The organism is Acidovorax sp. BoFeN1, assembly GCF_003345135.1.
GTDB classification, from domain to species: Bacteria; Pseudomonadota; Gammaproteobacteria; order Burkholderiales; family Burkholderiaceae_C; genus Acidovorax; species Acidovorax defluvii.
Map to the genome: position 1 here is coordinate 46,262 of NZ_QOZT01000008.1, position 13,162 is coordinate 59,423.

Consider the following 13,162-nt stretch of genomic DNA (forward strand, 5'->3'; position numbering starts at 1 on the left):
GAGACAAAAACCATGACCCACCCCACGATGTCCCGCCGCATTTTTGCTGCTGCCGTGCTGTGCTCGGCCGCTTTCACGGCGAGCGCGCAGGACAAGTTTCCGTCCAAGCCCATCACGGTGGTGGTGCCGCAGGCCGCAGGCGGTGCCAACGATGCGATTGCCCGCGTGGTGGCGCAAAAACTCGGCGAGCAGCTGGGCCAGAGCGTGGTGGTGGAGAACCGCCCCGGAGCTGGAGGCACCCTGGCCACGGGCACCACGGCCCGCGCGCGCAACGACGGCTATACGCTGCTGCTCACATCCGACAGTGCGCATGTGATTGGCCCCGCGCTCTACAAGAACCCGGGCTTTGACCCGGTGAAAGACTTTGCGCCCGTCGCGCCCATTGCCACGGCCGGTTATGTGCTGGTGGCGCACCCCTCGTTCCCAGGCAACACGGTGGCCGAGCTGGTCACGCTGGCCAAGGCCAGCCCCGGCAAGTATTCGATTGCCTCGGCGGGCAACGGCACGCTGAACCACCTGATTGGCGAGATGCTGCAAAAGGCCGCGGGCATCCAGTTACAGCACATTCCCTACAAGGGATCGGCCGCTGCCGCCACCGATGTGGTGGGCGGGCAGGTGCCGCTGTCGGTGCAGAGCCTGCCGTCGGCCATTGCCTTCATCAAGGCAGGCAAGCTCAAGGTGGTGGGCGTGGTCAACGAAAAGCGCGTGGCGGCTCTGCCTGATGCGCCAACGATTGGCGAAACCATCAAGGGCTTTGGCCAGGCCCCCTGGTATGCGTTGTTTGCCCCGGCCGGCACGCCCGCGCCCATCGTGGCGCAGCTGCAGGCCGAGGTGGCCCGCGCGCTGGAGCACAAGGACGTGGTCGAGAAACTGGCCGCCGTGGGTTGCGAGCCTTTCAAGGGCACAGCCGCCCAGCTGGGGGCGCTTGTGCAGGCTGACCTGCCCAAGTGGAGCCGCGTGGTCAAGGACACCGGTGCCACGGTAGGTTAAGCGAGTGGGCGCGGGCTTCAGAGCCATTGCCCAACCGACAGTATTCAACAACAGTGAAAACGGAGACATCGCATGAAAACCAATCGCAAGCAATTCACCACCCTGGCCATCGCCGCGCTGGCCATGGGCCTGGGCAGTGCCGCCTGGGCGCAGGGCGCCTATCCCACCAAGACCGTGACCATGGTGGTGCCCACGGCCGCAGGGGGCACCACCGACCTGTCGGCGCGCATGGTGGCGCAGGCACTGGCGCCCGTGCTGGGCCAGTCGGTGGTGGTGGACAACAAGGGCGGTGGCAACGGCAACATTGCGGCCAGCATCGTCAAGCGGGCCGAGGCCGATGGCTACACCCTGCTCATGCAGTACTCGGGCTACCACGTGATCTCGCCCCACCTGACCAAGGTGGCGCAGTGGGCGCAGAGCGACTTTCAGCCCATTGCCAACGTGATCTCGGCGCCACAGATCATTGTGGTGCGTGCCGACCTGCCGGTGAAGACGCTGCCCGAGCTGATTGCCTACGCCAAGGCCAACCCGGGCAAGCTGAACTACGCATCGTCGGGCAACGGCTCGTTGCAGCACGTGACGGGCGCCATGCTGGAGCAGCAGGGCGGCATCAAGATGGTGCACGTGCCCTACAAGGGCACAGGCCCGGCCCTGCAAGACCTGCTGGGTGGCCAGGTAGACCTGACCTTTGGCACCGCGCCGCCCTACATGCCCCATATCCAGTCGGGCAAGCTGCGTGTGCTGGCCGTCACCGGCAAGGAGCGCCTGCCCAGCCTGCCCGATGCACCCACCACGGCCGAGGCGGGCTACCCCGGCGTGAATGCCACATCGTGGTTTGCGCTGTTCGCGCCTGCTGCCGTGCCAAAGCCCGTCATCGACAAGCTGGCCGCCGACCTGCGCACCGTGGTGCAAAGTGCGGCATTCAAGCAGAAGGCGCAGGAGCAGGGCGCCACGGCCGACTACCTGGGCCCGCAGCAGCTGGGCGAGCGCGTGAAGGCCGATCTGGCCAACTGGGCTGGCGTGGTGAAAAGCTCGAAAATCGAAGCCGAGTAATGGTAAAAATGGCTGCTGGCGCTTAATGGGTAAGCGCTGGTAGCTATTAAAATAATAGCATTCTGTTTTTTGATTCCCGGGTAGTACCTGGTGCGCGGCCACAATAGGCACCATGTCTGATCTGCATTCCGAAGAACTGCTGGCGCAGGTCGCTGCGCTGCCCGCGCTGCCCGGTGTTTACCGCTATTTTGACGCGCAGGATGCGCTGCTGTATGTGGGCAAGGCGCTCAACCTCAAGCGCAGGGTATCGAGCTATTTTCAAAAGAACCATGGCGGCACGCGCATCGGCCACATGGTTGGCAAGATCGTGCGCATGGAGACCACGGTGGTGCGCTCGGAGGCCGAGGCGCTGCTGCTCGAAAACAACCTCATCAAGACGCTGAACCCCAAGTTCAACATCCTTTTTCGGGACGACAAGAGCTACCCCTACCTCAAGATTACGGGCACCGCCAACGCCACGGGCGATGCGCCGGGCCAGGTGTTTCCGCGCATGGCCTATTACCGCGGTGCGGTGGACAAAAAGCACCGCTACTTCGGCCCCTACCCCAGCGCCTGGGCGGTAAAGGAAACCATCCAGCTGCTGCAAAAGGTATTCCGGTTGCGCACCTGCGAGGACACGGTTTTTGCCAACCGCACGCGGCCCTGCCTGCTGTACCAGATCAAGCGCTGCACGGGGCCCTGCGTTCAGCTCATCTCGCCCGAGGCCTATGCGGCCGATGTGCAGAACGCTGAGGCCTTGCTGCGCGGCGAAACCCAGGAGCTGCTGCAGGCGCTGGAGGCGCGCATGATGGCGCATTCGGACAAGCTGGAGTTTGAGCAGGCCGCGGAGCTGCGCAACCAGATGCAGGCGCTGTCACGCGTGCTGCACCAGCAAGCCATCGAAACCGCTGACGACAAGGACGTGGATATTTTGGCCGTCCGCGTGCAGGGCGGCCGTGCCTGCGTGAACCTGGCCATGGTGCGCGGCGGGCGGCACCTGGGTGACCGGCCTTATTTTCCGGTGCATGTGGAAGATGCCGCCGGGGTTTTTGCACAAGAGAGTGACGAGGAGACCCCGCCAGGCGCCCCGCCAGTGCGGCCCGTGGAAGCGCTGGTACTGGAGGCCTTTATCGGACAGCACTACATCGGCGTGCCTGTGCCGCCGCTGCTGGTCACCAGCGTGCCGGTGGACAAGGCCCTGTTGGCAGCGCTGACCGAGCAAAGCGGCCTGCGCGTGAGCGCCATCCACCAGCCACGCGAACAGCGCCGCGCATGGCTCGATATGGCGCAAAAGAACGCCGACCTGCAGCTGGCCCGTCTGCTGGCCGAAGAGGGCTCGCAGCAGGCGCGCACCCGGGCCCTGGCCGAGGCGCTGGACTTGCCGCCCGAAGACCTGGACCAACTCACCATCGAGTGCTTCGACATCTCGCACACGGCGGGCGAATCCACGCAGGCATCGTGCGTGGTGTTTCACCACCACAAGATGCAGAGCAGTGAATACCGCCGCTATCGTGTCGAGGGCATCACCGGAGGCGATGACTACGCCGCCATGCGCCAGGTGCTCACGCGCCGCTACAGCAAGGTGGCCGAGGCTGCGCGCGAGGCCGGTGGCATCGACTTTGCGGCCCGTCCCGCGCCAGGGGGGCAAGAGGCCGCCAGGCCCAAAGGCGTGGCGCGCCTGCCCGATCTGGTGCTGATCGACGGTGGCAAGGGCCAGGTGGGCGTGGCGCGCGAGGTGTTTACCGCACTGGGGCTCGACCTCACCCGCATCGTGGGCGTGGAAAAAGGCGAGGGCCGCAAGGTGGGGCTGGAAGAGCTGGTGTTTGCCGATGGCCGCGAAAAAATTTACCTGGGCAAGGACTCTGCCGCGCTGATGCTGGTGGCGCAGATCCGCGACGAGGCCCACCGTTTTGCCATCACCGGCATGCGCGCCGCGCGCGCCAAGGTACGGGTAGGCGGTGGTCAGCTGGAAGAAATTGCCGGCGTGGGCCCCAAGAAGCGCGCCCGGCTGCTGCAGCGCTTTGGGGGGGTGCGGGGCGTGGCGATGGCCAGCGTGGAAGACCTGGTGACGGTAGACGGCATTTCGCGGGAACTCGCTGAAGAGATCTATCGCGCACTGCGCTGATGTCTCCATGCCAGCGTGACACAATCACACCATGTTTTTCACCATTCCCACCATCATGACCTGGACGCGCATCGTCGCGATACCTTTGATCGTGGGGGTGTTTTACGCGCCGCTCGACCCGGCCACACGCAATCTCATCGCCACCGTGATGTTCGTGGTGTTTGCAGCCACCGACTGGCTCGACGGTTTTCTGGCCCGCAAGCTCAACCAGACCTCTTCGTTTGGCGCCTTTCTCGATCCCGTGGCCGACAAGTTTCTGGTGTGCGCATCGCTTTTGGTGCTGGTGCATCTGCAGCGCGCCGATGTGTTCGTGGCGCTCATCATCATCGGCCGCGAAATCGCCATATCGGCCCTGCGCGAATGGATGGCGCAGATCGGCGCCAGCAAGAGCGTGGCGGTGCACATGATCGGCAAGCTCAAGACCGCAGTGCAGATGACGGCCATCCCGTTCCTGCTGTACGACGGGCACCTGTTTGGCGTGATCGACACGGGGGTGTGGGGCACCTGGCTCATCTGGGCATCGGCCGTGCTCACAGTGTGGTCGATGGTGTATTACCTGCAAAAGGCGCTCCCCGAGATTCGGGCACGCGTCAAATAATATTTAAGTCTTTTGTGCATCTGGCGCTTGATAGATAAGCGCTAGTAGCTATATTTTCAGGAGCGTTTGAATGGCGAAACATCGCATTGCTGTCGTGGCTGGTGACGGCATTGGCAAAGAGGTCATGCCCGAAGGCCTGCACGTGATGGACGCCGCGGCCCGCAAGTTTGGCATTAACCTGCAGTTCGACCACTTCGATTTTTCGAGCTGGGACTACTACGAGAAGCACGGCAAGATGCTGCCCGACAACTGGAAGGACCAGATCGGCGGCCATGAGGCAATTTACTTTGGTGCGGTGGGCTGGCCCGAGAAAATTGCCGACCATGTTTCCCTGTGGGGCTCGCTGCTGCTTTTTCGCCGCGAGTTCGACCAGTACATCAACCTGCGCCCCGCGCGCCTGATGCCCGGCGTGATTGCCCCTGTGGTGCGGCGCGATGGCTCGCCCCGCCTGCCGGGTGAAATCGACATGCTGATCGTGCGCGAAAACACGGAGGGCGAGTATTCCAGCATTGGTGGCCGCATGTACGAAGGCACCCCGCGCGAGATCGTGATGCAAGAGACAGTGATGTCACGTTACGGCGTGGACCGCGTGCTGAAGTTCGCCTTTGAGTTGGCGCAGTCGCGCCCCAAAAAACACCTGACCAGCGCCACCAAGTCCAACGGCATCGCCATCACCATGCCCTACTGGGACGAGCGTGTGGCCGAGATGGCCAAGGCGTATCCCGATGTGAAGGTGGACAGGTTCCATATCGACATCCTCACCGCACACTTTGTGCAGCGTCCCGACTTCTTTGATGTGGTGGTGGCCAGCAACCTGTTTGGCGACATCCTCTCGGACCTGGGCCCGGCCTGTACCGGCACCATTGGTATTGCGCCTAGCGCCAACCTGAACCCTTCACGCACCATGCCTTCGCTGTTTGAGCCCGTTCACGGCTCGGCCCCCGACATCGCGGGGCAGGGCATTGCCAACCCCATCGGGCAAATTTGGTGCGGCGCGATGATGCTCGACTTTCTTGGCTACCGCGCCGCGCACGACGCTGTGGTGGGGGCCATCGAGGCCGTGCTCGATCCGAAAAGTGGCGGCCCCCGTACCCCGGATCTCGGTGGAAAAGCCTGCACCCGGGATCTGGGGCGCGCCATCGCGTCAGCGCTGTAACCGTCAACACTGGCATGGTGTCAATCGGGAATGTTGCCCATGCAGCGGCTTTGATACAAAAGCGCCCTGCAAGCCCCGTCGCACCGTGAAATGCGACTAGAATTGTTTACTACGCTGCTACAAACCAGCGTGTTGTATTGACACCCGGAAACTCGATGGCTTTAATCTGATGCAGCAGCGCCTGCTGCATATGCCAGTCATTCCCCCGTCTGATGCCCGCCAGCCCCGAGGGTTGTGCTTTCGGACGTGTGAAGACCAGATATCCGCGAGACATTCCACCAACTCTTTTCCGAGAGGCTTCTTGTGAACAAAACCGAACTGATTGAGCACATCGCTACCAACGCCGACATCTCCAAGGCCGCTGCAGCGCGTGCCTTGGAATCCACGATTGAGGCCGTCAAGAAGACCCTGAAGAAGGGCGGCACTGTTTCGCTCGTCGGTTTCGGCACCTTCGCAGTTGGCAAGCGTGCAGCTCGCACGGGTCGCAATCCCCGCACCGGCGCTGCGATTAAAATCAAAGCTGCTAAAGTTCCAAAGTTTCGTCCAGGCAAGGCATTGAAAGACGCCTTGAATTGATGTCCAGTTAGGTCGGGGTCCTTAGCTCAGTTGGTAGAGCGGCTCCTTTACACGGAGTAGGTCGGCGGTTCGAGACCGTCAGGACCCACCACCACCGAACAAAGGCGAACGAAAGTTCGCCTTTTGTTTTTTTGTCACTGAAAGATCGACCATGTTTGAATCCATCCGCAAGCACTCCAAGATCGTGATGCTCTTGCTGTTCTTGTTGATCATTCCATCGTTTGTGCTTGTGGGCATCGACAGCAATTACTTCTCCGAAACCGGCGTTGTTGTTGCTCGTGTTGATGGTCAAGACATCAAGCAGACCGATTGGGACAACGCCCACAAGATGGAGACAGACAGAATCCGCGCCCAGTCGCCTGGCGTGGATGCAAAGCTGCTTGACTCGCCTGAGGCGCGCTATGCCACGTTGGAGCGCATGGTGCGAGACCGGGTTTTTCAGGCCGCCGCCCAGAAAATGCACCTCGTCACCAGCGACAGCCGCCTGGCGCGCAGTCTGCAAGAGATTCCTGCCATTGCCGAGCTCCGCCGCCCCGACGGTTCCCTGGATGCCGAGGCGTACCGTGCACTGGTCGGTGCCCAGGGGCTGACGCCTGAAGGCTTCGAAGCCAATGTGCGTCGGGATATTTCGGTAAACCAGGTCGTGGGTGGGGTGATGGGGTCCACCTTCAGCACCGATGCGCAGGTCAAGCTGTCGCTGGATGCCTTGTACCAGCGCCGCGAAGTGCAGATTGCGCGCTTCAACCCGGCGGATTTTTCTGGCAAGGTGACCCCAACCGATGCCGATCTGGAGAGCTACTACCAGACCCATACCGCTGATTTCCAGCAGGCTGAGCAGGCGGCGGTGGAATACGTGGTGCTGGACATCGACAGTGTGCGGGCGGGCATCACGCTGAACGAAGACGACCTGCGCACCTATTACAAGGAAAACGTAGCCCGTCTTGCAGGCAAGGAAGAGCGTCGCGCCAGCCATATTCTGATCAATGCGCTCAAGGATGCCCCTGCGGCAGACCGAGAAAAAGCCAAGGCCCGTGCAACCCAGTTGCTCGAGCAGGTACGCAAGGCCCCCGCCACTTTTGCGGAAGTTGCCAAAAAATCCTCCGAAGACACCGGGTCTGCTGCGGCGGGCGGCGACCTGAATTTCTTTGGGCTTGGCGCCATGGTCAAGCCCTTTGAAGACGCAGCGTTTGCGATGAAAAAAGGGGATATCAGTGAAGTGGTGGAAACCGATTTCGGGTACCACATCATTTTGCTGACAGACATCAAGACCCCCCGCCAACCGAGCTTCGAAGAGCTGCGCCCCTCGATGGAAGCAGAGCTCAAGCAACAGCAAGCCCAGCGCAAATTTGCCGAGGTGGCCGAATCGTTTGCGAATGGCGTCTATGAGCAATCCGACAGTCTCAATCCCGTGGCCGAAAAGCTTCAACTCAAGGTCATGACGGCCTCGGGTGTCACCCGCACGCCGGCACCAGGAACCACGGGCCCCTTGGCAAACGGCAAGTTGCTGGAGGCGCTCTTTTCGTCGGATTCCATCGAGAACAAACGCAACACCGAAGCCGTGGAAATCGGCCCCAGCCAGATGGCAGCCGCCCGCGTCAGTACCTACACCGCTGCTCGCACCCTCCCGCTGGATGAGGTGCGCCCGCGCGTGCGCAGTCTGTACATCGCCGAAAAATCGGCCGAGCTGGCCCGCAAGGAAGGCGAAGCCAAGCTGGCGGCATGGAAATCTGCGCCCGACAATACCGCAGGTTTGCAGCCTGCCATCGTTGTCTCGCGTGACCAGCCCCAAAATCAGCCAAGGCCTTTGGTGGATGCGGTATTGGGCGCCAATACAGCCACCCTGCCAGCCTGGGTGGGTGTGGATCTGGGAGCCCAGGGATACGCCGCTGCCAAGGTCAATCGACTGGTTCCGCGCGAGACACCCAACGAGCAAATCGCTCTACAAGAGCGTCAGCAATACCTGCAGTGGTGGAGCAATGCAGAAGGGCTGGCCTATTACGAACTGTTGAAAGACCGTTTCAAGGTTCAGATCAAGGTGCCGCGCCCACAGGTCACGCCGGGTTGATTGGAAATTTGACTATTTTGGAGTGCAGCCCGTTTTCTCGGGCTATAATACAAAGCTACGGTGGCTGTAGCTCAGTTGGTAGAGTCCAGGATTGTGATTCCTGTTGTCGTGGGTTCGAGCCCCATCAGCCACCCCAAGTAAACAAAGGAAACCCCGCTATCAATTTGGTAGTGGGGTTTTTTCTTTTCTGTTGCTTGTAGGCAATCTGTAGGCAACTTGCCCAAATCCAGCCCCGGTCACGGCACAGAAAAAGCCCCACGGCGGCAGGCATTCGGCCACCAGCGCCAGCAAAAGAAAACCCGCTCGCGGCGGGTCTGTAGGTCGTTCTGCTGGGTGGGCACTCAGTACCCACCCTCCGCGCTGCTCTCTGCAATCGGGCAGTGCCTGCCCGGTTGGAAGCAACGCCAGGGCGTAACCTTTGCCGTAACCATGCCTCAGCCCTGTCGGTTCAGCAGCAACTCAAGCTGCGCAGTTGGGTCGGACGGTTGCGGCACGCGCTGGGAACCATCCAGCCCCGGCCCCTTTGGCCTTCGCCTGGGGCTGGTGGGTCGTGGCGCTGCCTGCGTGTGGCTGGCGGCGTCGTCATCCTGCCCGATGTGGGCCACCCTCTCATGCACCCCTTCAACAGCCTGAACATCCCCGCTGCGCTGTGCTGTAGATGGCTTCTCTAGATGGTCACCGTCTCCCGGTGTAGAGAAAGTACCAAAACCCCCCTCTACAGCACCGGGAGACGGTGCAGTAGGCAACGCTCCTACACCGGGAGACGGTGCACGCGAAGCCCTCTCTACACCGTGAGACGGTGTAAGGCTCGCGTTTTTCTCTGCACCGGGAGACGGTGTAGGCGGGGCAATTTCGGCGGGGCGCTGGGCTGCTACCCAAAGCCGGTACGCACCACGCTGGAAGCTCTCCACGGTGCCCACGTCGTAGCCTGGGTGCCGGTCAAGCGCCCGCCAGGTCACGGCGTACCAGCTCGCCTTGCTCGGGCGGTGCCCTTGTGCGGTCTGGTGAACGAACCCAGCGGCCACCAGCTCGCGCACGGCGCGGGTGATGACGTCGTTGGACTTCCAGCCACGCGGGCCAAGGTAGGTCATGCTGCACAGCAACCTCCCGTTGTTGTCACGCACGAACTGGCGGGCGAACTCCAGCAGCAAAGCCTTGGCCGGATGGCTCAAGCCTGAGTAGGCGGGCGAGTCCAGCACCGACCACGGCAGGGCCACGAACCCGCCAGCGTCCCGGCCCGCATCGCCCCGGCGTAGCTTGTTGCGTCCGTTCGCCATGGCTCAGTGCTGCGCCGTGGTGCTGACTCTACGCTGTGCTTTGCTGAGTCTGGCGGCCTTCATGCGCTCCACGAAAGCGGCCTTCTCTTTTGCGTCCAGCTCCGCCATGGTTGCTTGCAAGCGCTCGGCCTCGGCAATCTTTGCGGCCATGTATTGCCCGTGCAAGGAGTGCCGGGCCATGAAAGTCAGGGCCTCACCGACAATCTCCATGAAAGCGGAACCTGCACCGCGCCGGGATGGCTTGCTGTAGGGTTCACCACTGGCTTGCAGTGCTTCCTTGATGACGTGTTGCTTGATGATGTGCGGCCCGTAGCCACGCGCCAGGGCCTCCAGCAGTTCAGCGGCGCAGCGGTAGCCCGTGACGCACCCAGAGTAGAAGTCCTCTTGGGGAACATCAAAGCAGCGCTCTGCTTTGTATCCGCCTGCTGGGCCGACTTCCTCGGTGACAAAGGACAGAGCCCCTCGGCGCGTGCGGGTGCCGTCTGGGTGGCGGATGATGGGGTGGGCCACATGCTTGCGCAGTCGCTGCACATCTGCCTGTGGCAGCTCAGAGAACAACGGGTGCCAAGCGTCTGCCTCGGTGGGCAGGTCAATCGTGCGCTGCCAGCCGCCAGGGAACTCCAGCAGCGCGGTCTTTCCGTATTCCCCTGTGCCCAGCGCCAGCAAGCGAATGGGCTTGGTCACCCCATCTTTGATGTGGTTAGCGGGCGTCCATGGCCCAGCGGCGGGCGCTGCGGGGGCTCTGGCCTCGGTCGGGTTGAGTGGGGTATCTGCGGGGATGAAGTACGCCATGGCTCAATCCCCTTTTCTGGTCAGGGCGTCATGGGCCAGGGCGCAGATACCGCCAAAAGTCCAGGTGTCGCCGTCAATCGTCATCCGGTCGTGCGCTTCGATGGCGCAGCCGTCATCAAGGGCCTTCTCCAGCGCGGCCAGTGCCAGGCGCAGGGCTTCACGCAATGCGGCGGCCTCGCCCTGGGGGTGGGCGGTGTGGGTAGTGCTGCTCATGGTCAGCCCCCCGCTTGCAGTTGGCCGATGGATGCCAGCGCCTGCACCAGCTTGCGGCGGGCAGCGGCGAAGTTGCCGCGCTCGATGTAGTTGGATGCCAGGTTTGCCGCGTTGAAGGCGGCCAGAACGGCGGTCAGGTTGGCGGTGGGGATGGTGTCCGGTGTGGACGTGCTGGGCGCGGGTTTGCGCTCAGTGATTGCGGTCATGGTCTTGGCTCCTTCGGGAGTGGCAAGGAATCCACCGTTTGCGTTTGAACGCGCAGCAGGTGGGCGGGATGTTTCAAACACGTCCGAAGCCGTGCGGCCATCCTTGCGGGTAAGCCCATCCCGCCCGAAACCATGGGAGACAAGTGCAGGCGCACCGGCCCCAGAATTTGGGCATGACAAAACCCCGCTTATCGGTGGGGGCTGCTACCGCTTCGGATGTGGTGTTTGAACGCACCGAGCCTTTCGGCTTGAGCGAACTGTAGCACGGCAAGTTGTGTCGGCCAATATCGAACCTCGTAAACTGCTGGCCGTGCCGAACCGGCGAGTTGTGTCACCCGGTTCACATACTTGGCGGTGTTCATCGTCGCGCCAGGGGCACACCACATTGCTTTGCCGGTCAGGCGAATTCTGACCACATACCGAGTGGTGCCAGTCGTCGCACTCGGAGCAACCCAAAGTCTGGATTACCGCTTTGCTGGCAGCGCCAAAAAGCGAAACCCAATCTGACATATGTGGTTGCCTGGGGTAGAGTTGGGGCGGTCCGCTCCCTCCTGATTCCGAATACCAGAGGACTCAGGTGCGTAGGTGCCGTCTGCGTTACCCGCAGTGGCACCATCGGACTCCACATCATCGTTCTCGGCGTGTTATGGGCGCAAAGCCAGCCTCGATAGGGGCGCTGGGCATCGGCGGCAACTGTTGCCCCACGCTCGAATCATGCCTGGGCCATGCGCGGAACATGCTCACACCGTGCGGGCACCCAGCGCCAGCAGGTGCGTCACCAGCCGTTCAAAAGCATCCTGCAAGCGCAGTGCGCGGCTCACGGGTAGGTCTTGGGCCTGTTGCGTTTTGGTGCGCTGTGTCACAGCCTCATCTCTGGCCTGCCAGCCACCAGCAGGCACCGGCTCGGGGTCATCGCTCAGGTGGTAGGGGTTGCACCGGCCCTTGCCCTGCATCTCCAGGCTCTTTGCCTGGGTGCAGTCCGCGCAGTAGTTCAGGCGGGTGTTGAATGCCGGTTCGCCATCAGCGGCCACGATGATGACGGGCTGGCTTCCCTTGTGGTTCTGCGCTGCGGCTGCGCTCTTGAGGTAGGCAATCCAGCTCCCCCGGTTGAAAAAGCACGGCGGGGGCGGCGGGGCCAGGTCATCCACAGCATCAGAGAGATTCAGGCGCATCGCTTCGCTTCGGGTTGGTTTGGCTGCCTAAATTTTAAGCAAAGCAGGATTCTCTGCTTAGGCTTTGTGCAGTCTGTAAACCCAGTGGCAACCGGGCGGCAACCAAGTGGTGACCCATCAGTGACGCCAAAGTGATGTTTCCATATCCTCTCATGGGGTCGGGTTGCGCGGCCTGCCACCTTTGGCCCCATTGATGCGCGATTGCTCCCGGCCTGCATCGGTCTTTGGCCCGGTGGACATTCCCCCATGCAGCTTGCAGCGCCCGGATTTGTAGAGTCCGGTCAGCTTGCACGGGGTGCCTGCTCGCGTCGTAGCACCGCATTGGAGCCCCTGCACCGCTTCAGGCTGGGTAGGCATAGGCGGGCGTGGCATCGGCCTTCCTGCGGCCTCCCACGCCCCTTGCGCTCGAAAGTAGGCGTCCACATAGCTGCGCCACAGTTGGCGGCGTTCTGCATCGGTCATGTCCAGCCCCTCAGAGCAATGAAGCCTGGGCGGCGGGTGCGCTGTTGCGCCGTGCTGGCGTGGAGTCCGACTCCACAGCGGGTTCGGTGTTCGGCTGCAAGCCTTCGCCAAAGCCTTCGGGCAAGCCTTCCTCGAAGTCCGCACACCACTCGCCCGACAGGTCTTGCAGCGCACGTAGCTGGGTCGTTTCATAACTCAGGTCGGCGTGCGCGTGGTCGCTGTGATTTGCCATCCAGTCGGCCAAGTTGTCGATACGGTCGCGCAGTCCCACCATGCGGCGCTGCAATGTGGCGATGGTCTTTGCCGCACGGGTGTCACTGGCGATGATGCCGAACTGTTCACAGACTGCCCGAAGCTGGAACGGATGCACCAGCACGGATTGCGGTTCTTCAATCCCGTCTTGCTGGGTCAGCATGATGGCCGTGCCGTGCTCGTCGTTTACCTGCTCGGTGCTCAAGTGGTGGTGGGTCAGTTTGGTGGTCATGGTGGTGTCCTCGG

The 13,162-nt window shown here is 62.3% G+C and carries 14 protein-coding genes and 2 tRNA genes; 9 read left to right on the forward strand and 7 right to left on the reverse strand.

All coding sequences use genetic code 11. The features are described 5' to 3' along the window. Window positions 1-12: 12 nt before the first annotated feature. The 9 genes from DTW89_RS03360 (at window position 13) to DTW89_RS03400 (ending at window position 8,678) form a co-directional block, all read left to right on the forward strand. Window positions 13-990 (forward strand): Bug family tripartite tricarboxylate transporter substrate binding protein, encoded by a 978-nt coding sequence (locus DTW89_RS03360; protein WP_114654908.1) that lies wholly within the window; start codon window positions 13-15, stop codon window positions 988-990. A 72-nt stretch (window positions 991-1,062) separates the two neighbouring features. Next, window positions 1,063-2,043, forward strand: coding sequence for a Bug family tripartite tricarboxylate transporter substrate binding protein (locus DTW89_RS03365; RefSeq protein WP_114654909.1), 981 nt, complete (start codon window positions 1,063-1,065; stop codon window positions 2,041-2,043). 112 nt (window positions 2,044-2,155) lie between these two features. After that, window positions 2,156-4,147 (forward strand): excinuclease ABC subunit UvrC, encoded by a 1,992-nt coding sequence (gene uvrC / locus DTW89_RS03370; protein WP_114654910.1) that lies wholly within the window; start codon window positions 2,156-2,158, stop codon window positions 4,145-4,147. 31 nt (window positions 4,148-4,178) lie between these two features. Next, window positions 4,179-4,745 (forward strand): CDP-diacylglycerol--glycerol-3-phosphate 3-phosphatidyltransferase, encoded by a 567-nt coding sequence (gene pgsA / locus DTW89_RS03375; RefSeq protein WP_024815364.1) that lies wholly within the window; start codon window positions 4,179-4,181, stop codon window positions 4,743-4,745. A gap of 70 nt (window positions 4,746-4,815) precedes the next feature. Next, the gene (locus tag DTW89_RS03380) at window positions 4,816-5,901 is read left to right on the forward strand and encodes a tartrate dehydrogenase (RefSeq protein WP_114654911.1); all 1,086 of its coding nucleotides are present in this window, start codon (window positions 4,816-4,818) and stop codon (window positions 5,899-5,901) included. Between the two features lie 303 nt (window positions 5,902-6,204). Then, a complete protein-coding gene (locus DTW89_RS03385) occupies window positions 6,205-6,477 on the forward strand; it encodes an HU family DNA-binding protein (RefSeq protein ID WP_024815362.1) in 273 nt (90 codons plus the stop codon). 15 nt (window positions 6,478-6,492) lie between these two features. After that, window positions 6,493-6,568, forward strand: a tRNA-Val gene (locus DTW89_RS03390). Between the two features lie 60 nt (window positions 6,569-6,628). After that, the gene (locus DTW89_RS03395) at window positions 6,629-8,542 is read left to right on the forward strand and encodes a SurA N-terminal domain-containing protein (protein WP_114654912.1); all 1,914 of its coding nucleotides are present in this window, start codon (window positions 6,629-6,631) and stop codon (window positions 8,540-8,542) included. Between the two features lie 60 nt (window positions 8,543-8,602). Continuing rightward, a tRNA-His gene (locus tag DTW89_RS03400) sits at window positions 8,603-8,678 on the forward strand. A gap of 298 nt (window positions 8,679-8,976) precedes the next feature. Here the strand turns inward: DTW89_RS03400 and DTW89_RS03410 are convergent. The 7 genes from DTW89_RS03410 to DTW89_RS03440 all read right to left on the reverse strand — a co-directional run bounded on the left by DTW89_RS03410 (window position 8,977) and on the right by DTW89_RS03440 (window position 13,148). Further along, window positions 8,977-9,819 (reverse strand): hypothetical protein, encoded by an 843-nt coding sequence (locus tag DTW89_RS03410; protein WP_201740938.1) that lies wholly within the window; start codon window positions 9,817-9,819, stop codon window positions 8,977-8,979. A gap of 3 nt (window positions 9,820-9,822) precedes the next feature. After that, complete coding sequence (locus DTW89_RS03415; RefSeq protein WP_114654913.1) at window positions 9,823-10,611, reverse strand: hypothetical protein; 789 nt, start codon at window positions 10,609-10,611, stop codon at window positions 9,823-9,825. 3 nt (window positions 10,612-10,614) lie between these two features. Continuing rightward, window positions 10,615-10,824, reverse strand: coding sequence for a hypothetical protein (locus DTW89_RS03420; RefSeq protein WP_114654914.1), 210 nt, complete (start codon window positions 10,822-10,824; stop codon window positions 10,615-10,617). Between the two features lie 2 nt (window positions 10,825-10,826). Further along, window positions 10,827-11,030 (reverse strand): hypothetical protein, encoded by a 204-nt coding sequence (locus tag DTW89_RS03425; RefSeq protein WP_114654915.1) that lies wholly within the window; start codon window positions 11,028-11,030, stop codon window positions 10,827-10,829. A 740-nt stretch (window positions 11,031-11,770) separates the two neighbouring features. Then, entirely contained in the window at window positions 11,771-12,202 is a 432-nt protein-coding gene (locus DTW89_RS03430) for a hypothetical protein (protein ID WP_114654916.1), read from the reverse strand. A gap of 150 nt (window positions 12,203-12,352) precedes the next feature. Continuing rightward, window positions 12,353-12,664 carry an HGGxSTG domain-containing protein gene (locus tag DTW89_RS19945; protein WP_330862196.1) on the reverse strand — a complete coding sequence of 104 codons (312 nt, stop codon included), beginning with the start codon at window positions 12,662-12,664 and terminating at the stop codon, window positions 12,353-12,355. A gap of 10 nt (window positions 12,665-12,674) precedes the next feature. After that, window positions 12,675-13,148 (reverse strand): hypothetical protein, encoded by a 474-nt coding sequence (locus tag DTW89_RS03440; protein ID WP_114654917.1) that lies wholly within the window; start codon window positions 13,146-13,148, stop codon window positions 12,675-12,677. Between the last annotated feature and the right edge of the window lie 14 nt (window positions 13,149-13,162).

Coding starts and splice junctions, on each gene's coding strand:
- DTW89_RS03440 (WP_114654917.1), bottom strand. CDS start 13,148: ATGACCACCAAACTGACCCACCACCACTTGAGCACCGAGCAGGTAAAC.
- DTW89_RS03360 (WP_114654908.1), top strand. CDS start 13: ATGACCCACCCCACGATGTCCCGCCGCATTTTTGCTGCTGCCGTGCTG.
- DTW89_RS03395 (WP_114654912.1), top strand. CDS start 6,629: ATGTTTGAATCCATCCGCAAGCACTCCAAGATCGTGATGCTCTTGCTG.
- DTW89_RS03430 (WP_114654916.1), bottom strand. CDS start 12,202: ATGCGCCTGAATCTCTCTGATGCTGTGGATGACCTGGCCCCGCCGCCC.
- DTW89_RS19945 (WP_330862196.1), bottom strand. CDS start 12,664: ATGACCGATGCAGAACGCCGCCAACTGTGGCGCAGCTATGTGGACGCC.
- DTW89_RS03420 (WP_114654914.1), bottom strand. CDS start 10,824: ATGAGCAGCACTACCCACACCGCCCACCCCCAGGGCGAGGCCGCCGCA.
- DTW89_RS03425 (WP_114654915.1), bottom strand. CDS start 11,030: ATGACCGCAATCACTGAGCGCAAACCCGCGCCCAGCACGTCCACACCG.
- pgsA (WP_024815364.1), top strand. CDS start 4,179: ATGTTTTTCACCATTCCCACCATCATGACCTGGACGCGCATCGTCGCG.
- DTW89_RS03380 (WP_114654911.1), top strand. CDS start 4,816: ATGGCGAAACATCGCATTGCTGTCGTGGCTGGTGACGGCATTGGCAAA.
- DTW89_RS03410 (WP_201740938.1), bottom strand. CDS start 9,819: ATGGCGAACGGACGCAACAAGCTACGCCGGGGCGATGCGGGCCGGGAC.
- DTW89_RS03415 (WP_114654913.1), bottom strand. CDS start 10,611: ATGGCGTACTTCATCCCCGCAGATACCCCACTCAACCCGACCGAGGCC.
- DTW89_RS03365 (WP_114654909.1), top strand. CDS start 1,063: ATGAAAACCAATCGCAAGCAATTCACCACCCTGGCCATCGCCGCGCTG.
- uvrC (WP_114654910.1), top strand. CDS start 2,156: ATGTCTGATCTGCATTCCGAAGAACTGCTGGCGCAGGTCGCTGCGCTG.